This window comes from Paenibacillus sp. MAHUQ-63, from assembly GCF_028765165.1.
Taxonomy (GTDB): Bacteria; Bacillota; Bacilli; order Paenibacillales; family NBRC-103111; genus Paenibacillus_E.
In genome coordinates, this window is sequence record NZ_JARADB010000004.1 from 1 (window position 1) to 18,553 (window position 18,553).

The 18,553-nt window shown below is 53.3% G+C and carries 18 protein-coding genes; 13 read left to right on the forward strand and 5 right to left on the reverse strand.

Translation table 11 applies throughout. From position 1 onward, the window contains the following. The first annotated feature begins 126 nt into the window (after positions 1-126). Genes PUT07_RS23145 through PUT07_RS23155 form a run of 3 tightly spaced genes read left to right on the forward strand, consistent with a single transcriptional unit; the run spans position 127 to position 2,312 of the window. A complete protein-coding gene (locus PUT07_RS23145; RefSeq protein ID WP_274470948.1) occupies positions 127-375 on the forward strand; it encodes a hypothetical protein in 249 nt (82 codons plus the stop codon). Between the two features lie 39 nt (positions 376-414). Continuing rightward, positions 415-1,404 (forward strand): AAA family ATPase, encoded by a 990-nt coding sequence (locus PUT07_RS23150; protein ID WP_274470950.1) that lies wholly within the window; start codon positions 415-417, stop codon positions 1,402-1,404. Further along, complete coding sequence (locus tag PUT07_RS23155; protein WP_274470951.1) at positions 1,401-2,312, forward strand: DUF58 domain-containing protein; 912 nt, start codon at positions 1,401-1,403, stop codon at positions 2,310-2,312. The genes PUT07_RS23150 and PUT07_RS23155 overlap by 4 nt, the downstream gene beginning before the upstream one ends. Positions 2,313-2,316: 4 nt before the next feature. On the opposite strand, the gene PUT07_RS23160 is transcribed toward PUT07_RS23155, so the two are convergent. Then, the gene (locus tag PUT07_RS23160; protein WP_274470952.1) at positions 2,317-3,525 is read right to left on the reverse strand and encodes an MFS transporter; all 1,209 of its coding nucleotides are present in this window, start codon (positions 3,523-3,525) and stop codon (positions 2,317-2,319) included. Between the two features lie 141 nt (positions 3,526-3,666). Between PUT07_RS23160 and PUT07_RS23165 the strand changes: the two genes are divergently transcribed. The 8 genes from PUT07_RS23165 (at position 3,667) to PUT07_RS23200 (ending at position 12,563) form a co-directional block, all read left to right on the forward strand. Beyond that, positions 3,667-5,649, forward strand: a complete 1,983-nt coding sequence (locus tag PUT07_RS23165; protein WP_274470953.1) for a vWA domain-containing protein — start codon at positions 3,667-3,669, stop codon at positions 5,647-5,649. Continuing rightward, the gene (locus PUT07_RS23170; protein WP_274470954.1) at positions 5,633-8,494 is read left to right on the forward strand and encodes a VWA domain-containing protein; all 2,862 of its coding nucleotides are present in this window, start codon (positions 5,633-5,635) and stop codon (positions 8,492-8,494) included. Before PUT07_RS23165 ends, PUT07_RS23170 begins: the two co-directional genes overlap by 17 nt. A 97-nt stretch (positions 8,495-8,591) precedes the next feature. Further along, a complete protein-coding gene (locus PUT07_RS23175; RefSeq protein ID WP_274470955.1) occupies positions 8,592-9,074 on the forward strand; it encodes a hypothetical protein in 483 nt (160 codons plus the stop codon). Between the two features lie 187 nt (positions 9,075-9,261). Next, on the forward strand, positions 9,262-11,103 hold the full coding sequence (typA, locus tag PUT07_RS23180) for a translational GTPase TypA (protein WP_274470956.1): 1,842 nt from the start codon (positions 9,262-9,264) through the stop codon (positions 11,101-11,103). 140 nt (positions 11,104-11,243) lie between these two features. Continuing rightward, positions 11,244-11,525, forward strand: coding sequence for a YlaH-like family protein (locus PUT07_RS23185; RefSeq protein WP_274471652.1), 282 nt, complete (start codon positions 11,244-11,246; stop codon positions 11,523-11,525). After that, positions 11,522-11,959: a hypothetical protein gene (locus PUT07_RS23190; RefSeq protein WP_274470957.1), complete on the forward strand. Its 438-nt coding sequence runs from the start codon at positions 11,522-11,524 to the stop codon at positions 11,957-11,959. Before PUT07_RS23185 ends, PUT07_RS23190 begins: the two co-directional genes overlap by 4 nt. Before the next feature lie 3 nt (positions 11,960-11,962). Next, complete coding sequence (locus PUT07_RS23195) at positions 11,963-12,244, forward strand: hypothetical protein (RefSeq protein WP_274470958.1); 282 nt, start codon at positions 11,963-11,965, stop codon at positions 12,242-12,244. Between the two features lie 175 nt (positions 12,245-12,419). Then, entirely contained in the window at positions 12,420-12,563 is a 144-nt protein-coding gene (locus PUT07_RS23200; protein WP_274470960.1) for a hypothetical protein, read from the forward strand. A gap of 42 nt (positions 12,564-12,605) precedes the next feature. Here PUT07_RS23200 and PUT07_RS23205 read toward each other — a convergent pair whose 3' ends face one another. Next, positions 12,606-13,157 (reverse strand): YhcN/YlaJ family sporulation lipoprotein, encoded by a 552-nt coding sequence (locus tag PUT07_RS23205; RefSeq protein WP_274470961.1) that lies wholly within the window; start codon positions 13,155-13,157, stop codon positions 12,606-12,608. Between the two features lie 111 nt (positions 13,158-13,268). Here PUT07_RS23205 and PUT07_RS23210 point away from each other — a divergent pair, with 111 nt between their 5' ends. Continuing rightward, positions 13,269-14,600 carry a PhoH family protein gene (locus PUT07_RS23210; protein ID WP_274470963.1) on the forward strand — a complete coding sequence of 444 codons (1,332 nt, stop codon included), beginning with the start codon at positions 13,269-13,271 and terminating at the stop codon, positions 14,598-14,600. Between the two features lie 48 nt (positions 14,601-14,648). On the opposite strand, the gene PUT07_RS23215 is transcribed toward PUT07_RS23210, so the two are convergent. The 3 genes from PUT07_RS23215 to PUT07_RS23225 form a co-directional block, all read right to left on the reverse strand. Next, complete coding sequence (locus tag PUT07_RS23215; protein WP_274470964.1) at positions 14,649-15,137, reverse strand: hypothetical protein; 489 nt, start codon at positions 15,135-15,137, stop codon at positions 14,649-14,651. Positions 15,138-15,173: 36 nt separating this feature from the next. After that, positions 15,174-16,262: a hypothetical protein gene (locus PUT07_RS23220; protein WP_274470966.1), complete on the reverse strand. Its 1,089-nt coding sequence runs from the start codon at positions 16,260-16,262 to the stop codon at positions 15,174-15,176. Positions 16,263-16,363: 101 nt separating this feature from the next. Then, positions 16,364-17,329 (reverse strand): hypothetical protein, encoded by a 966-nt coding sequence (locus PUT07_RS23225; protein ID WP_274470968.1) that lies wholly within the window; start codon positions 17,327-17,329, stop codon positions 16,364-16,366. 85 nt (positions 17,330-17,414) lie between these two features. Here PUT07_RS23225 and PUT07_RS23230 point away from each other — a divergent pair, with 85 nt between their 5' ends. After that, positions 17,415-18,539, forward strand: coding sequence for a class I SAM-dependent methyltransferase (locus tag PUT07_RS23230; protein ID WP_274470969.1), 1,125 nt, complete (start codon positions 17,415-17,417; stop codon positions 18,537-18,539). Positions 18,540-18,553: the final 14 nt, after the last annotated feature.

Genomic DNA, 18,553 nt, shown 5'->3' on the forward strand with positions numbered 1-18,553 from the left:
GCCGCCGGAGCAGCCGCAGGCGCTGGCGCCGGTGCGGGCGCCGCGCCGGGGACCGGCAGCGCACCCGGGGCCGGCAGCGGAGCCGGCGGCACGCAGGGCGGGACGGGCGCCGGCTCGCGCGGCCTGGTGACGACGCCGCGCGAACGGTTTGGCACCGGCGGCACATACGCCGACGGGGGCCCGACGCGCGGCAGCGGCGGCGAAGTGAGCCAAGGCGGCTCTGCGCCCGCTCTGGACGGGGCATCGCGGCCGTACGAGGACGTCTACGCCGATTATGCAGCGGAGGCGTCGAGCGCCTTGAACCGCTCGGAGCTGCCGCAGCATATGCAAAATTTGGTGCGGGACTATTTCCTCGAAATTCAACCGCAGCGTTAGACAGAAAGGTTAGAGGATACTGGAGGGAGAGCGGAACGGATGGTCGAATCGAAGGAGCAATTGGAAGCGTGGGGTGCGGCGGTTGCCCGCATGAAAGAACAAATCGGACGCGTCATCGTCGGTCAGGAAGAAGTTGTCGAGCAGCTGCTCTGGTGCATCTTTGCCGGAGGTCACGCGCTGCTTGAAGGCATCCCCGGGCTCGGCAAGACAATGCTCGTCAAAACGATCGCGGATACGGTCGACCTCAGCTTCGCCCGCATTCAGTTCACGCCGGACTTGATGCCGGCCGATATTACGGGCACGAATGTCATTCAATTCGGAGCGCAGGGCGAAACTTCGTATAAATTTCAAAAAGGTCCTCTATTCGGCCATCTTGTGCTGGCCGATGAGATCAACCGGGCTACGCCGAAAACACAGAGCGCCCTGCTGGAAGCGATGCAGGAGAAAACCGTAACGGTTGGCACGGAAACCTACTCGCTGCCTTCGCCTTTCTTCGTGCTGGCAACGCAGAATCCGTTGGAACAGGAGGGGACGTACCCGCTGCCGGAAGCGCAGCTGGACCGGTTTTTGCTCAAAATTCACGTTACCTATCCGACGAAGCAGGAGCTGAAAGAAATCGTGCTGCGCACGACCTCCGCACAGACCCTCCAAGCGGATAAGGTGGCGGACGGGGAATTGATCCTGCACATTCAGCAGGGGCTGAAGCATATTCTTGTGGCCGAAGATGTTCTGGACCATGCGGTCGAGCTGCTGCTGAGCACTCATCCCGATGAGCCGGCGGCGCCCGAAGATGTTAAGCGGTACGTCCGTTTCGGTGCGGGGCCTCGCGGCGTGCAAGCGATGATCGCCGTGGCCAAAGTAAGAGCCTTCCTGGCAGGCAGGTTTCATGTGTCCAGGCAGGATCTTCATGCGGCAGCCGTCCCGGCGCTGAGGCACCGCTTGTTTCTGAACTTCGAAGGCCAGGCGATGGGCATATCGCCGGATGCGATTATCGCTTCGGTCATTCGATCGATGGAGCAGAACCGATGAACGGCGGCAACGATTTGCTTGAGCCTGCGCTGATGCGGCGCCTGGATCAGCTGGCTATTGCAGCCAAGAACCGGATCAGGGGCACGATGCAGGGAAGAAGGAGGTCGAAGGATATGGGGTCGTCGCTGGAATTCGCCGATTACCGGTTGTACACGCCTGGCGACGATACGCGCCAATTGGATTGGCATGCTTACGGACGGACGGGCAAGCCGTTCATTAAGCTCTTTATGGATGAACAGGAGCTGCAGGTTAACCTGTGGCTGGATGCCTCCGAATCGATGAACTTCGGCGGCCGGGCGATGGATCGTGCACGTGCCGGCACGAAGTGGGACTATGCTTTGCAATTAGCTGCGGGCATCGGTTACTTATCGCTGGGGCGGTATGACCGGGTTAGCGCAGGTGCATTTGCGACAGTCATGACGAAGCAGTTGAGGCCTCTCCGCGGCAAAGGGTCTGCTCTACGGCTGTTTGAATTTTTGGGCAGTTGTTCAGCGCAAGGCCCGGGAGATATCGGTGCGGTGTTCCGGAATGGTGCCGTTCTGCCGCGCCAGCCCGGGATGACCTGGCTATTCTCGGATTTTTTGTACGAGGACGGGGTGGAAGAAGCCTTGAAATATTTGCTGGCTGCGAAACAGGAAGTGGTTGTTGTGCAGGTGCTCGCCCGCGAAGAGCTAAGTCCCGGTCTCTCCGGAGAGCTGCGGCTCATTGACAGCGAATCCGGGGAGGCGAGGGAAGTGGCCATGAGCGGCAAAGTGCTGCAGGCGTACAGCGAAGCCGCCCAAGCGTATATTCAATCCTTAAGAGCATTCTGCCATGGGCGCGGTATCACCTATTTGCTTGCCGTCACGGATGTGCCTGTCAGTGATTTCCTGCTTGGGGAGCTTCGCCGCAGCGGATTGGTCCGCTAAAGTTTCACCGCTGCGGAAGAGGCATGCTGCGCTGCGCTTGCCAGAAGCTCCAACCGTAAATGATCAGGAAGATGACGATGAGTACAGTCGAGCAGCGGTACATAAGCGCATAGCTGCCCGTGATGTTAGCGAATGCTCCTAACACCATGGCGCCAAGTCCGATGCCAAGATCGTTGGCGGAGAAGAAAGTGCCGCTAGCGGCACCGCGCCGGTCCGGCGCTGCACGCGCGATGGTCCAAGCCTGCAAGGCCGGCTGCAAGGAACCGAAGCCTACGCCGTAGCACAGCGCCGCGATGGCGAGACTCAATTCCGAATGCGCGTAGGAGAGGAGCAGCAGTCCGCTGATAGTGAACAAAGCTCCCAGCAGCAGTACCCACACGGGACCTTTGCGATCGAAGAGCACCCCGGTTATCGGTCTCACGATCAACACCATAGCGGCATTACATAGGAAAAACCAGCCGACATTCGAAATGCCGGCTTCATGACCGTAAAGCGTGATGAAGGTCACGATGCCTCCATAGCAGATGGCGGTGAACAGCAGCATAACCGAAGGGAGAATGGCAGACCGCTCCCACAAACGGTCGATAAGCTTCGGACGTTGTGCCTGTTTACGGGGAGACACGGGCTTCTCATAGGAAATAAACAGTGAGCTGAACAAAGAAAGAAGTGCCAGCAGCGTGGAAATTAGCAGCACGCGATGGAAGCTGAAGGTTTGCATCAGCCATAATCCCGTCAGCGGGGCCAGCGCCATGGCAAACGTATTGGAGAGGCCGTAATAGCCCATGCCTTCGCCTCTTCGTTCAGGCGGAATGATGTCTGCGATGACCGTCCCTAAGGATGTGGTCGACATTCCCCATCCGATGCCATGGACGAAGCGGGCGGCTAAGATAAGCGCCACAACGGCCATATATGAATAACCGGCGATCGTCAGCGTACAGATGGCGAGACCGACAAGCAGTACATGTTTGCGTCCCAGCAAATCCAGCGCCCTTCCGGCAAACGGCCGGGTGATGAGCGATGATATCGTGAAAATGCCAATCACTAGCCCTACCTGCATATCGTTTCCACCTAATTGCGCTACGTGCGTAGGGATCGTCGGGATCAGCATTTGGAAGCTGAAAAAGAGCAGCAAATTCGATAGCGAAGTGATGAGAAAAGCTTTGGTCCAAAGCGGCTTACGCTTTTTTCTTTCATTTAGAGATAAAGATTCCATGGTACCTCCCTAGTTGGACATAGGCAAACCTGTTAGACAGGGGAAAACTGAATGACACGACTGTTTCGTAGTATATCCAATGTCAAACAGCCTGACGCATGTTCACTGCGAACGATTAACGCTACGGAAAGGTGAGCAATTATGCAATTCGCAACGTTAAGCGGCCTATGGTTCGCGCTTGCAATCCCGATCATCATCCTGCTGTATCTGCTCAAAAGGCGGTATGCCGATACGGAAGTCTCCAGCCATATGCTTTGGCGGCGCGTGCTTCGCGAACAGGAAGCCACCCGTCCGTGGCAGCGTCTCCGCCGCCAAGCGCTGCTGCTCCTTCAGCTGCTTGCCGCAGCGCTGCTCGTCGTGGCGTTGATGCAGCCGTTCGTTCGGGGCCAACAGACGGCGAAGGCTCATATTTTTTTCGTTATTGACGCTTCGGCCAGCATGCAGGCGGTAACCGAACAAGGATCGACTCGGCTGGAGCAAGCGAAGCGGCATCTGATGGCCTATGTTCGCAATGAAGCCAGTCATCGGATGTATTCCTTGCTCGTCATGAAAGATCAACCGGAGTTGCTGGTACAAAGGGAAACGGATGTATCTGCACTTCAATCGGCGCTTGATAAAGTAACGCCTTTCTATGGCAGATCCAATGTCCAGGAATCCCTGTCCTTAGCCTCAGCCCTGACGCGAGAGGACCCTGACGGCGAGGTGCGCATTTATACGGACGCCCAGTGGGCGGAGCAGCCGGAAGAGCTGGTATTTTCAGTTCCGTTTCAGGTGGTTGGTCTGCAGGAGTTCCAAGCCGATCAGGTGCGGGAAGAAGAGGCGCCGATCAATGTATCAATTGCCCAGTTCGGGGTTAAAAGTGCCGACGCGGATACCCATCGGGCGGTTGCCGTTCTGAAAAATTGGGGAAATCGCAGCACGGACATCGAACTCCGTCTTTACGGCGATTCGCAGGTCCTTCGCTCCGGCGCCTACAAGCTGCAAGCGGGAGAGCAGCATACGGTCTTTTTCGACAAGCTGGCTTATGCCGGCCGCTATCGGCTTGAACTCGGAACAACCGATGCCTTGCAAGCTGACAACGCCGCAAACGCTTTTCCCGAAGGGACGGGGCGAACGCAAATTACCTATGTAGGCGAAGGCAATCTGTTTTTGCAGAAAGCGCTTCTTTTGGCGAAAACCGATGTCCTGCAAATTCAACGAAGCGATGACGGTACGTATCCGGTGCCAACCGTCCCCCCTGACATCATCGTGCTGGACGGAATTGACGATTCGGCGCTGCAATCGCCGTCATGGAAGAAACTTCTGGCATCAAAGCCTCTGTGGAGGTTTGCTTCTTCCGCCCACGCAACTTCGAATCTAGCTTCCGAACGAAAGTTCGAGATTGCGGACCATCCTGTTACACGTTATATCTCCATGCAAGACGTTACCTTGGCACATGCGTACAATCGGAAACTTGCACCTTGGGAGAAAGTGCTTGTTTCCGCTGCGGGGATTCCGCTTATTGCGGCAGGCACCGAAGACGGCGTGGCAAGGATTTCGTTTGCTTTTCCGTTGGCGCAGTCAGACTTGGCTCTCCGCTCAGAGTTTCCTATTCTCGTGCAAAATACAATCACATGGTTGAATCAACAGCATGGGGGTCAGTTGGGCCGGGTCGTGGCAGGTGAACGCATCGATGTTAATTTCCATCCGCAGGCTGTGAAAGCGACTTGGACGCCGGAAACGGATGTCGCTGGTACAAACGCTGGAACTAATGCTGGAGGAACTAACGCTGGCACTAACGTCGGCGCTGGCGCCCCCGCAGAGCAGGCGGAGCTTCTGAATCATAGCTTGGCTGCGAGGCAGCCTGTACCGAAGCTTCCGGGTCTATATACTTTGAAGGAATATGACGAGTCAGGCAATCAAGTTCAGGAGAGACAGCTGGAAGTCGTCATGGACGCAAGAGAATCGAATGTGAACGGGAAGGCGGAGCTTAAGCTCCGCTATGCAGGTGAAGCGGAGGATCATCACCGGCCGGACGGTGCGGATACGACAGGAGCCTCTTCTCTCGTTCCATGGATCGTTGTTGCGCTGCTGTTGCTGTTAACCGTGGAATGGGAGGTGTACCGGCGTGGGTATTCAGCTTGATCACCCATCCATCTTATTCATGCTCTTGCTGCTCCCAGTCTATATATGGTGGTTATGGCGCAGTGGTAACCGGCTGCAAGGCATGAGGAAAAAACTCGTCATCACGCTTCGCACCGGAGTACTGCTGCTTCTTGTATTGGCGCTCTCCGGCGCGCAGCTGTATACGAGCTTGCATCACAAGAACGTCGTCTTTGCTGCCGACCTCTCGGACAGCGTGAAGCAGGAAACGGCGGGAGCGCAGTGGATACGCGACGCCGTGAGAGGGCGCACGTCCGCAGAAGACGAGGCTGGGGTTATCTCGATGGCGCTGCAGGCTTCCGTTGAGAAGCCGCTGGATGCAAGAGACACGGACAGCTTCCAATTCGCCTCTCCGCCGCAGCCGCAATTCTCCAATATTGCGTCCGGTTTGCAGCTCGCCTCCGGTCTTCTTGCCCAAAGGAGCGGGCGTATTGTTCTCATGTCGGACGGCGAAGAGAATGTGGGGGACCTGCTGCGCCAGGGCAGGCTGCTGCGCGATCGCGGAATTGCGGTTGACGTTCTCCCGCTGGCGGGTCAAGAACGCAAGGATGCGGCAATCGCGTCTGTGTCGGTGCCGGAGAAGCTGTTTCAAGCGGAAGCTTATACGGCCGAGGTTGCCATACGTTCCACGACCTCGGGACCTGCGGCGCTTCGCGTGTTTGAAGACAATCAAGAGATCAGCTCGCGATCGGTTCAGCTGAATAAAGGGGAGAATCGCTTCGCTTTGCAGCTTCTTGCCAAAGAGCCGGGCTTCCACCGCTACCGGGCCGAAGTGTATATGGAAGGCGATGAGCTTTCGGCCAACAATACGCACTACGCTTTCAGCCGAGTAGAAGGTCCTCCGAAGGTGCTCATCGTTGAAGGGAAGTCCGGGACTTCCCCTAACCTTGAGGGAGCGCTGCAAGCTTCGCTCACTCCATACGAAACCGTACAGCCGGAGCTGCTTTCCAACGATTTTATGACGTACACCGGCTATGAAAGCATTATTCTGAACAATGTAGCGGCTACGCAGCTGCCGCAGCTCAAAATGGAGATGATCGAGACAGCCGTTCGTGATTATGGCGTCGGGCTCGTGATGTTCGGAGGCGACAACAGCTATGGGCTTGGCGGTTATTTCAAAACGCCGATCGAGCGCGCGCTGCCGGTGTATATGGATTTGCGGGGGAAACGGGAAATTCCTTCGCTCGGCATCGTGCTTGTGATCGATAAGTCCGGCAGCATGTCAGGCGATAAAATGATGCTGGCCCAAGAAGCGGCGTCCCGTACGGTCGATCTGCTCAGAGAGAAGGATACGCTGGGCGTTCTGGGGTTTGATTCTTCGCCCCAATGGTATGTGGAGCCGCAGAAGCTCAGTCGGAAGCAAGACGTCATCGCCAAGATCAATTCGATACCGGCAGACGGCGGAACGGAAATCTATACGGCGGTGGAAGAGGCTTATGCCAAGCTGTCCAAGGTGGATGCGCAGCGGAAGCATATGATTTTGCTGACGGACGGCCAATCCGCGACAACGCAAAGCTACGAGGCATTAGCGGAGCGCATGCAAAAAGATAACATCACGATGTCCACGGTCGCGATCGGTACGGATGCGGACCAGGCTCTGCTTAGCCGTATCGCGGAGCTGGCGAAGGGCAGGTATTATGCCGCCGTCGATCAAACGACGATTCCGGCGATTTTCAGCCGCGAAGCCGTACTGATCTCTCGAACGTACGTCGTCAATCAACCTTTCGTGCCAGCCATCACCGGCGGTGCGGATTGGTCCCCTCTGCTTGCCGGCGGCCTGCCTGAGCTGCAGGGGTATATCGCCACCACGCCCAAAGAAGCCGCCGAGGTGGTGCTGTCGAGTCCGGAGCCTGACCCCGTGCTTGCACGGTGGCAGTACGGTTCGGGCCGGTCAGTTGCCTGGACGAGCGACGTGACCGGCGCCTGGAGCGGCAATTGGGTGGGATGGCCGGCATTTGCTCCCCTGTTAACGGGAATGATCAAGTGGACGTTCCCGCAATTTCAAGCATCGCCGCTGGAACTTAACGGACATCTTGACGGCAGCCAGATGATGTTGGAAGCCAAGATCGGCCAGCTGGCGATGGACCAATCGGGCGGTAGCGGCGAGCTTCGGGCGACGGTGACGGATGAATCGTTAGGCACGCGGGAGATTGCCTTTACGTCGACGGCGCCTGGAGATTATTCAGCACAGCTATCTGTGGATAAGTCTGGCGTCTATTTGGCCAAAACCGAGCTGCTGGCCGGAGGCGAAGCCGAAGGGAGTTGGAAGGGCACTTCGACGACGGGGTTCGTGATCCCGTATTCGCCGGAATACCGGATCACGGACGGCTCCGGGCTCAGCAAGCTGCAGCAGCTCGCTGAGCTTACCGGCGGCCGGATGCTTTCGCTGGAGCATCCGGAAGATGTCTTCGCTTTCGCTTCCGCCGGGCAGAAGCGATACACCCCCATCAGCCATTACTTGCTGATGGCTGCTCTCGCGCTGCTGCTGCTGGACATTGCAGCGCGCCGCGTGCCTCTGCCGCCCGGCCTGCGGGCGGCAAGGTTCCGGCAGGCCCCTGACCACGCAGGGGGCCTGGCTGCTCCGGAGACGCCGCTGGGGCGTCTCCGGGAGCGCAAGCAGCTTGCGGAGCACAAGCTGCAGCGTAAGCGCGCGGCGGCGGAGGCTCCGCCGACTGCTGCGCCGGCTGCGAAGCCTGCGCCCTCAGGCACAGCGCCGGATGTGCCCGCGCCGACTGGCGCTGAGCCGCCGAGCGGGATGCCGCCGTCCGCGCCGCCGCCGGACAGCATGAGCCGTTTGCTTGAGGCCAAACGGCGGGGACGCAAGTAGCGGGAAGGCTAGCAATTTGAGGCCAGGTGCGATACACTCTATGTTGAATGGTGTCGAACCGGACGCCGCGCTGATCATTGAATAGGAGGGAATTCGCATGGCTCGTAACAGCTATTCCATCGGCATCCTGTTAATTGGCCTGGCCGTATTGCTGCTGCTCGGTAAACTAGGCGTTTTTCATTTTCTTTTCTCATTTTTCTGGCCGATCTTTGTCCTCGGTCCGGGCTTGCTGTTTCACATTTTGTACTTTAACCGCACGTGGCCGGCAGGCGTCCTTGTCCCGGGAGGTATCCTTACGACGTACGGTTTGATGTTTTTTTTCTGCAACATATTTGGCTGGGGATCGATGGCGTACATCTGGCCGGGCTTCATTCTCGGCGTAGCCGTCGGGTTATACGAGCTTCACTTATTTGACAGGGGGAGCGACAGAGGCGTATGGATTGCCGCTCTCGTGCTCGGCATCGTCTCCGCCGTCCTGTTCGGGATCACGCTGCTTGTTCAGCTCGGGATCTATGTAATCGCTTTGCTCCTTGTGGCAGCCGGACTTCTTATGATTTTTCGCAGGCGCAGCGGATGGTAATGCAAGCGTTACGCTGGAAAGAAATGGCCCGGCCGCTTGTTAAAGTTTTATGTTGCCGTTCATTTTTCTTGCATAATGTCGAGAAACTGCGTATAATAAACATAAATGTCAAGCGTCGGCGCTTTTGTCCGACGCTTCTTTTATGAACAGAGACGAAAATTATAGGGTAGAGAGGGTTTGACAATTCATGCAGGCAAGAGACAAGATCCGCAATATTGCAATTATCGCTCACGTTGACCACGGCAAAACCACACTCGTAGATAAATTACTTCAACAGTCCGGCACATTCCGTGAGAACGAAGCGGTCCAAGAAAGAGCGATGGACTCCAACGATCTCGAGAGAGAGCGCGGTATCACCATTCTTGCGAAAAATACGGCGATTAATTATAAAGACTTCTTAATTAATATCGTAGATACACCAGGACACGCCGACTTCGGCGGTGAAGTGGAACGGATCATGAAGATGGTTGACGGTGTTCTGCTCGTTGTCGACGCCTTCGAAGGCACCATGCCGCAAACGAAGTTCGTGCTTCGCAAAGCACTGGAAAGCAATCTGTCGCCTGTCGTCGTTGTCAACAAAATCGACCGTCCTAACGCCCGTCCGGCTGAGGTGGTAGATGAAGTGCTGGACTTGTTCATTGAGCTTGGAGCTACAGACGAACAGCTTGACTTCCACGTCGTGTACGCATCCGCTCTGCAAGGAACATCCAGCTTGGATCCGGATAAACAAGATTCGAACATGGAAGCTATCTATGAGACGATCGTAAGCCACATTCCTGCACCGACGGAAGATGTGGACCAACCGCTGCAATTCCTTGTTACTTTGATGGATTACAATGAATACCTGGGCCGTATCGGCGTTGGACGCGTTAACCGCGGTAAAATTCGCCAAGGTCAATCGGTTGCCGTCATGACGCGCGAAGGCGGTATGAAGCAAGCTCGTATCGAGAAGCTTTTCGGCTTCAACGGCTTGAAGCGCATTGAGATCGAAGAAGCGGCTGCAGGGGATATTATCGCGATCGCAGGTATCAAAGACATCAACATCGGCGAAACAGTGGCGGATCCGGCGAATCCGGAAGCTTTGCCTGTACTCAAAATCGATGAGCCGACGCTCCAAATGACGTTCGTTGTCAACAACTCTCCATTCGCAGGCCGCGAAGGCAAATGGGTAACTTCCCGTAAAATTCGCGAACGCTTGTACAAAGAGCTGGAAACCGACGTGAGCTTGCGTGTCGAAGATACAGACAGCCCGGATGCGTTCATCGTTTCCGGCCGCGGTGAGCTTCACTTGGGCATTCTGATCGAGAACATGCGCCGTGAAGGCTTCGAGCTTCAAGTGTCCAAACCGGAAGTCATCATCCGTCAAATCGATGGCCAGAAGATGGAGCCTATCGAGCGTCTGATCATCGACGTTCCGGAAGACAGCATGGGTTCCGTTATGGAGAGCTTAGGTTCCCGCAAAGCGGAAATGGTCAACATGATCAATAATGGCAGCGGCAACGTTCGTCTGGAGTTCTTGATCCCGGCTCGCGGTCTGATCGGTTACAGAACGAACTTCTTGACATTGACGCGCGGCTACGGAATTATGAATCATGCGTTCGACAGCTATGGCCCTTACCAAGGCGCTAATGTTGGCGGACGTCATGAAGGCGTGCTTGTATCCAGCGAAACAGGCGTCTCCACGCTGTACGGTATTCTTTCTGTCGAAGATCGCGGGATCCTGTTCGTACACCCGCAAACAGAAGTTTACGAAGGTATGATCGTCGGCGAGCATACGCGCGATAACGATATCATCGTTAACATCTGCAAAGAGAAAGCGGTCAACAACATCCGCTCCGCGAACAAAGAAGAAACCGTCAAAATGAAGACTCCACGCATTTTCTCCTTGGAGCAGGCGCTTGAGTACTTGAACGATGACGAGTATTGCGAAATTACGCCAAAATCGGTTCGAATTCGTAAGAAAATCTTGAACAAAAGCGAACGTGAGCGTGCAGAGAAACAACGTAAAATGGCAGAGGCGAACGCATAATTCACAAAGTTTTCTTAATAGGGGAAATGTTAGCCGATCGGCTGCATTTCCCTTTATTTATTTGCTTAATTGAGCGATAATGAGAGAATGAGCGTTGATCTTATTTAAAAAGTGAAATGGAGTGCATCCTGTTGACAGCTTTGAACGAATGGTTTGGCAATCACATTTATATGACTTACTTGATGATTTTTGTCTTCATGTCTTATGTATATAATAAGGTTTTTCGTACGCGTAAACTGCCCATCCTCAAGACAGCCGTCGTCTATGTGCTTATGGCCATCGGTTCGGTGATGCTGCTTGTATTCCAAGTGGCAGGTCTGCCGATCGTGCTGTGTCTGGCTGTAGCCATTTCTTTGATGTTTCTCGTACGCATCCGTTATTTCATCGAGAAGCGCAGCGGCACGAGGAGCACGCCTGAATGACAAGCTATTGGTTGACGCCGGTCGTAAGCGGCTCGCCGCTTGTGCTTGGAGCGGAACGCATCCGATGTACACCGCAAGAAGCGCTGGATTCGCTTCGCGAGCTGGCCGGCCGGAAGCATCCGCGGCTGCTGCCCCTTTTCAAAGCCAGCTTATTGCTGAGCGATGACGAGGAGCTTTGCGGCTCTGAAGTCATGGACTTGGATTTATCGATATCCGAAGCGATTGTCTTCGACGGGGCCCCCTTCCATCTGTCCCATTGCGGAGAGGCCTTTCTGAATCATCTGCTTTCACGGGAGCAAGCGCTGCAGCTTGTGAGTGAATGGGAGTTAAACACGGAGGAAGAAGGCAGCGTTCATTACCGTTCGTGGATACGGGAGTGGCGGCGTTGGCTGGCTACCGGTTATGATGTTATTTTACTCAGGGAGGATGGCTAGGATATGAATCTTCAAGACACATTTTTTAACTGGCTGCAAATGCACATTGTCCAAGAAGGCAGGCCGGATGATGAAGCTGCCAAAGAAACATTGGATTTCTTCGCGATGATTCTCCGTGAGGATCATGGCGTCGGCCACATGGAGCTTGTGAATGAAAGTGATCCGATGAAAATTCATATTTCCTATGAACGAGAAGGAACCCAGAGTGTTGTCAGCTTTGACCGCGAAGCTGCGGAGAAGCTGCTCGAAGACATCCGGGCTAATCCTGTTTACAATAACCAATAGGCTCATCTAGGACATATCTTGAATTATCCGACGTACAATAAGGTATATCTGGGTGATAAAGGAGTGTTCGCATGAGTTGAAAATAGATACATAAAGGTGGAACGCTTGCCACCGGCTATGCTATACTGTTAGTGTAAGGATCGTTTTCATCCACCTTGTAGGAGGCGCAGACGATATGGCGGTACACTTCCCAGCTTTACCGGAGCAAATGATTGACCGCGCCCTGACGATGACAACAGTTGAATATGCGAAAACTTGTGCAAGCCGTGAATGTGCCAAGCCGCCCGGCCAAGTTTTTGATGTCATAAAAAAAGCCTAGATCTGCTTCGAGCAGTCAGGCTTTTTGTTGTCTTCCGCCAAATTATTGAGGGGGAGCTGCATGCCCGGCATGGTTCGCGTCATGAGCTCCAGTCGTGTCCTGAGGGTTGCGAATGTCACGTGGCAGCTGCGGCATAGCCCGGCCCATGATATCCGCCATTTGTTCAGCAAACCCGGTAATCGGCCTTCCTGCTCTCATATTATCCCGAATGTTGCGCAGTCGTTGATCCAGGTCGAGATCGGCGGTCACGATGGCATTCACTCCGTATGGATCCTTTTTGAGGGCTTCCGCGACCGAATATTTGATGGTTCCTACTTTAGCCCGGTCCATATCTTTGCGGAGATTGATGCCGACAACGGCCGTATTGCCGAACACGACGCAGTGCGCACTCTCCACTTGCGGGATCGAGGTGGCTAAGCTTTCCAAATGTTCAGCAACAGCTTTGGAATCTTTTATTTCCAGCTTTTGCGGAGCGATTTGTTGAACTCTTACTTGCTTTTGATTTGTATCTTGAGAGGGGGCACCACTTTTCGGCGCTTGACTACAGCCAGTCGCGAGGGTCAGTACCAACAAAAATACGCACAATAGTCTCACTAGAATCGATCCTTTCCTTGAATCTCGCGTTTAGTTTATCCGTTACTAACAGGTTGTATGTATGGAAATATAACCACTGATCTAACGCCAAATCTGGGAGGGGACACACCAATGAAAAAAATTTACGTGTTGGATACCAATGTGCTGCTTCATGACCCTAATGCATTATTTTCATTCGAAGATAATGAAGTAGTCATACCCGCCGTGGTGTTGGAGGAAATCGATTCGAAGAAACGGAATGCGGACGAAATCGGCCGTAACGCTAGGCATGTTTCGCGATTATTGGATGGTTTGAGGACCAAAGGAACCTTATCCGACGGCATCACGCTTGAGCGTGGGGGCAGCATCAAAGTGGAGCTTAACCATCGCAGTTTTGCTAAGCTGCAGGATACTTTTTCCGAATTGACGAACGATAACCGCATCTTGGCTGTTGCGTTGAATTATCATCTGGAAGAACAGGCGAATGATTTCCCGAGACCGGTCGTTATCGTAAGCAAGGATACGCTCGTTCGGATTAAGGCCGATGTGCTCGGCATCACTGCCCAAGATTATTTAACTGACCGCATCGTAGCACAAACGGATATGTACACGGGCTATATTACGCTGTATGTGCATCCGTCCGTGATCGATGAATTTTACTCCTATCGTTTCTTAACCGTGACATCGCTGAATTTATCGTATATGCTGCACCCTCATGAATTCGTTATTCTGCGGGATGAACTCGGTTCATCCAAATCGGCACTGTTGAAAGTGACGCCGGACGCCAAGAAGCTGGAACCGCTCTTCCTAAGCAACGATCCCATCTGGGGAATTGCCGCGCGGAATGCGCAGCAGCGCATGGCTCTGGAGCTTCTGCTCAACGACGAGATCCCGCTCGTCACCCTGACTGGGAAAGCGGGTACCGGCAAGACGCTGCTCACGTTAGCCGCGGGACTGATGAAGATCGAAGACGACCGGAAATATAAGAAGCTGCTGATTGCGCGGCCTGTCGTTCCTATGGGCAAAGATATCGGTTACTTGCCAGGTGAAAAAGAGGAAAAGCTGCGTCCGTGGATGCAGCCGATCTATGATAATTTGGAATATTTGTTCGATACGAAGAAGCCGGGCGACATCGAGAAAGTGCTTGCCGGTCTGGGCAGCATTCAGGTTGAAGCGCTCACGTATATTCGCGGACGGTCCATCCCGGGGCAGTTCATTATCATCGACGAAGCCCAGAACTTATCCAAGCACGAGATCAAGACGATCGTTTCCCGTGTAGGGGAAGGAAGTAAAATCGTACTGCTCGGCGATCCCGATCAAATCGACCACCCGTATCTTGATGCTTCAAGCAACGGTTTGACATATGTGGTGGAACGATTCAAGCAGGAGAATATCAGCGGGCACATCACCTTGGAACGAGGTGAACGATCACATCTCGCCCAGCTTGCTGCGGATTTGCTTTAGACAACAACAAACCCTCACTCCCTGACAGGGAATGAGGGTTTTCTTGGCTTAACGGAGGAATTCGATACGTACGCGGTACGCCTTGGCGATCCCCTGCATCAGCTCTTCGAGCTGACGGTCGACGACGTAAATATCTTGGCCCCCATCCTTATAAATGGCGAGAAGATGCTCCTCCATTTGTAGGGAGGCCATATCGACGTCATCTTGCTTACTATCCTCGGTAAAGCGGAAGGAGGCGACGATTTTATCGTACAAATAGTGATGTTCGGAACGGCTAGTAAAGCCATAATCGCCGAAAAGATCGGTTAATTCAGCATTCTCGGGCAGCAAGACCAGCTCCATCCGATCCGTTGGGATGTTGAACTTAGCCATGACGTCCAAGAGGGCGGTATGCTGCTCCTCGCTGCTGACAATGAGCATTTCTTTGTCTCGGTCGAACAGGTCAACCTTTCCTGCCAGTGCTTTCACGATTTGTGCATAGAAGCCCGGCAGTTTGCCTTCGGGTATATCCATGAGCAATCCAATTTTGTGTTCCATTTGAGTTCCTCGCTTCTTGAAATCGTCCTTGTCAGTTTACAAGGATATTTTGAGTTTCACAACAGCTGAGCCGTTTTTGGTTTCTACGCTAATGACATCGAGATAGGAGACGATTTTCTTCGGTATGAAGCCAAGCTGAAATTCTTTGGCGAAATCCTCGATCGTCGTATCCGGGAGCTCGAAGCCGTTGAATTCCAGTTTATCCACGGAGAAGCGTACTTCATTCATCTGGGGATTCTCCTTGAGCAGGAAACGGCCTTCGATGGCGACTTGTACGGAATCTTTCTGGCCTTTGGCCAAGATCGCGCCATCGGCAAATTGGAAATTCAAATTTTTCAATTGTTCGTTTTGGGCATGTAAGTAAGTATTGAAATCCGTATCGCTGATCGTGATGACCGGATTCTGGATGGATGATAAGTCCATGAATTTCTTATCTTGGGTTACATACTGCGGGAGCTCGCGGAAAGCGGCGGATAGGTTTTTCAAATATTCACGGAATAATGGAATGCCCTCTAATTTCCACTGCTCATTCAAGGACTTGATCTGATCTTGGATGGCTTGTGCTTGCGCGCTTACAGCGAGCTGTTTGTCCAATTCTTCCTGCAGCTTTACGAGTCTTTCGCGCTGCGCGAGATATTTCTCTTTGGTCTGTTGAAGCTCTTGGCGAGAGGTTTGGAGCTCTGTTTGCAACGTTTTTAATTTATTGAAAGATTCTATGAATGCAGATACTGTGCGCTGATCGTTCGACAAGATCATTTGCAAATATTCGAACATTCGCAATGCGTCGGCAAAGGAATTTACGGAAAACAGCAGCATCCAGATGGAGTCCCGGTCACCGGTATAGTAAGCTCTGATCACTTGGCCTGCGTGCTTTCGTGTGCTGTCTACATGGACGCTATGCGCTGTGATGTTGAGCTCGTTCTGTTTGATTTGCTCTACGAGCGTTGCATCTTGCTCATTCAGCCGGCTGAGTTCTTTATCAATCTCATAAATGGTAAGCCCTTTCTGCACGAGTCCCTTGGCTTCATCGGTTCCCGTTTCGACAGCGAATGCCGTGCCCAATGGGGCCGTCAGTTGCGCAAGGAGCAGCAGGCTCATCAACACAGCTATGTATGTACGTTTCATTGCATGCATTCTCCCCCTATAAACAGATTATCATATTTCTATTAAATGAAGCACAAAAAAATACTTACTTCAAAAGAGAAGTAAGTATTTCGGTCTGCCCGCTATTTTTTGGGGGGAGCGATAAGCTTCAGGATCTCGTCAAAGCTCTTGACGTTCTTCGGCACTTCCTTCGTTAGCGGCGTGCTTTGATTAATAGCATCGTAGGTTTGGTGGAGGACAATATGGTTATCCTGCACTTTGCCATCAACGGTGAGCTGGAAGACGAGATCGAGAGTTTGATCGCGGATAAAGCCGGCTTCATCGACGGCGACGGTCATTTTGCTTGGCGCTTTGATCTGGGCGGTACCAGGCTGCGATTTTTTGAGAAGCTCTGCCTTGTCGCTTGTAAGGAAGCCGTTATTTTGCAAATTGGAGATGAACTCCGGCAGTTTGGATTGAAATAATGTGTTGATGTCCTTTTCATTCTTGCTGGTCACTTCGACGCTGATGGATTTCGCGGTGCTTCCATCCTTTAATTTGACAGGTTCTTTGGCCTCATTGTACCATTTGGCGTCGATGCCGTTGAAAACAAGCGTAGCCAGAGCTGAAGACAGCTGCGATGTATTGGCGAGCGTATCCGGCGTCAGCGGCGATTTGCTGTTTTGACTCAGTTGCTGCAGATCGACTGCATAATACTCGTCCGGCGTTTTATTTAATGCTGGCATATTAAAATACATTTTGCTATCTTTAATGAGAATTGGTATCTCGATAGGTGAAGATGAGCCCTTAGGCGTAATTTTCATATCGGTCTGATACTGGATCGGGTTCAAGCCTGCTATCCCTTTCCATTCGATCGTGCTTTCTTTCACGAAGGATAGCAATCCGTTCGTCAAAGGGTTGGACCCTTTGAACAGAGCGTCGCCGATCGCAAGCGTTGTGCTGCCTTCAAAGGTATAGGATTTCATTTCCTTTTGCTTGTTTAGCGATTGTTCGAATGCTTCTTTCACTTTGGTATTGTCCGTACATGCAGTTAACGATAGCAAGCTGATAGCCGTTACCGCCGTAAGGGTGATCCACTTCTTTGACATGCGATTGTCGTCTCCTTCCATAATCATTCTTCATTATAATGGTTTCAAGCGGCTTTGTCTTTAAGTAAACAATTGGGGTGATCTTATGAAGCATCAGCTTGGGCATCCGGAAGTGATAGCGGCCTTGATAGAGGCAATCCGGTCAGCGCCGGAGGGGGCTATCACTTTCCGTGATTATATGGAACTATGTCTTTACAGCGAGCCCTACGGATATTATCGGAGTGAACGTCCCAAGATCGGGAAAGAAGGCGATTTCTACACCAGTTCCTCGATCGGTTCCGTGATGGGGGAAATGATTGCCGCTTTCCTGGCGGGACAAGCTGGCCAAGATCGTCCCCTTCATCTCGTCGAGTGGGGAGGAGGCAGCGGACGTTTAGCGCTGCATCTTCTGGATGAAATGCGCAGGATTGCTCCTGGCGTCTATGAATGCCTAACTTACACGCTCATAGAAAGCAGCGCGTATCACCGGAGTTTGCAGCAGCAGGCACTTCAAGGGCATGCGCCGCGGATTCGTTCGCTCAGCGAGCTGGAATGGCTGGCCGAAGAGCCGGAAGAGCAGGTGTATGTCTTGGCGAATGAACTGCTGGATGCTTTCCCTGTGCACCGAATTCGCTGGAAGGAAGGCGGCTTTCAAGAGTCTTATGTGACCTGGCAGGAGACGGATCAGGCTTTCGCAGAAATTTGGCGGCCTATCCGTTCCAAGCTTAGATTAGACAGCATAGAGAGTTTAAAAGTTCAATGGATCGACGGTCAAATCGGAGAGCTGAATCTGGAAAGTGAAGCGTGGATCGCCCGCATTTCACAGCGCATGATTAGCGGAGGCTGCATCCTCATCGATTACGGCGCAATCGAAGCGGAGCTATATGCCCCTCATCGATACCGGGGGACGTTGATGTGCTACCGGAACCACCAGGCGCACGATGATGTATGGGTTCATCAAGGGGAGCAGGATATTACCGCTCATGTCAATTTCTCAGCGGTGGAATCGGCAGCGCGCCTTCATGGGTTCGCCTCCTGCAAGCTTCAAACGCAGCGCGAGTTTCTGGTGGAGCAGGGCATTCTGCAGAAGCTGCAGGATCATGATGATTCGAACCCGTTCAGCGAAGTGTCCAAACGCAACCGTGCAATCCGCCAGCTGCTTCTAAGCGATGGGATGAGCGAGCTGTTCAAGGTATTTACCGCTGTCAAAAGCGGAAATGAAAAAAGGTGATCCGAAGGATAGCC

Bases quoted from the DNA above. Each gene is read 5' to 3' on its own strand.
- PUT07_RS23150 (WP_274470950.1), top strand. From the start codon at position 415: ATGGTCGAATCGAAGGAGCAATTGGAAGCGTGGGGTGCGGCGGTTGCC.
- PUT07_RS23155 (WP_274470951.1), top strand. From the start codon at position 1,401: ATGAACGGCGGCAACGATTTGCTTGAGCCTGCGCTGATGCGGCGCCTG.
- PUT07_RS23160 (WP_274470952.1), bottom strand. From the start codon at position 3,525: ATGGAATCTTTATCTCTAAATGAAAGAAAAAAGCGTAAGCCGCTTTGG.
- PUT07_RS23165 (WP_274470953.1), top strand. From the start codon at position 3,667: ATGCAATTCGCAACGTTAAGCGGCCTATGGTTCGCGCTTGCAATCCCG.
- PUT07_RS23175 (WP_274470955.1), top strand. From the start codon at position 8,592: ATGGCTCGTAACAGCTATTCCATCGGCATCCTGTTAATTGGCCTGGCC.
- typA (WP_274470956.1), top strand. From the start codon at position 9,262: ATGCAGGCAAGAGACAAGATCCGCAATATTGCAATTATCGCTCACGTT.
- PUT07_RS23190 (WP_274470957.1), top strand. From the start codon at position 11,522: ATGACAAGCTATTGGTTGACGCCGGTCGTAAGCGGCTCGCCGCTTGTG.
- PUT07_RS23195 (WP_274470958.1), top strand. From the start codon at position 11,963: ATGAATCTTCAAGACACATTTTTTAACTGGCTGCAAATGCACATTGTC.
- PUT07_RS23200 (WP_274470960.1), top strand. From the start codon at position 12,420: ATGGCGGTACACTTCCCAGCTTTACCGGAGCAAATGATTGACCGCGCC.
- PUT07_RS23210 (WP_274470963.1), top strand. From the start codon at position 13,269: ATGAAAAAAATTTACGTGTTGGATACCAATGTGCTGCTTCATGACCCT.
- PUT07_RS23215 (WP_274470964.1), bottom strand. From the start codon at position 15,137: ATGGAACACAAAATTGGATTGCTCATGGATATACCCGAAGGCAAACTG.
- PUT07_RS23220 (WP_274470966.1), bottom strand. From the start codon at position 16,262: ATGAAACGTACATACATAGCTGTGTTGATGAGCCTGCTGCTCCTTGCG.
- PUT07_RS23225 (WP_274470968.1), bottom strand. From the start codon at position 17,329: ATGTCAAAGAAGTGGATCACCCTTACGGCGGTAACGGCTATCAGCTTG.
- PUT07_RS23230 (WP_274470969.1), top strand. From the start codon at position 17,415: ATGAAGCATCAGCTTGGGCATCCGGAAGTGATAGCGGCCTTGATAGAG.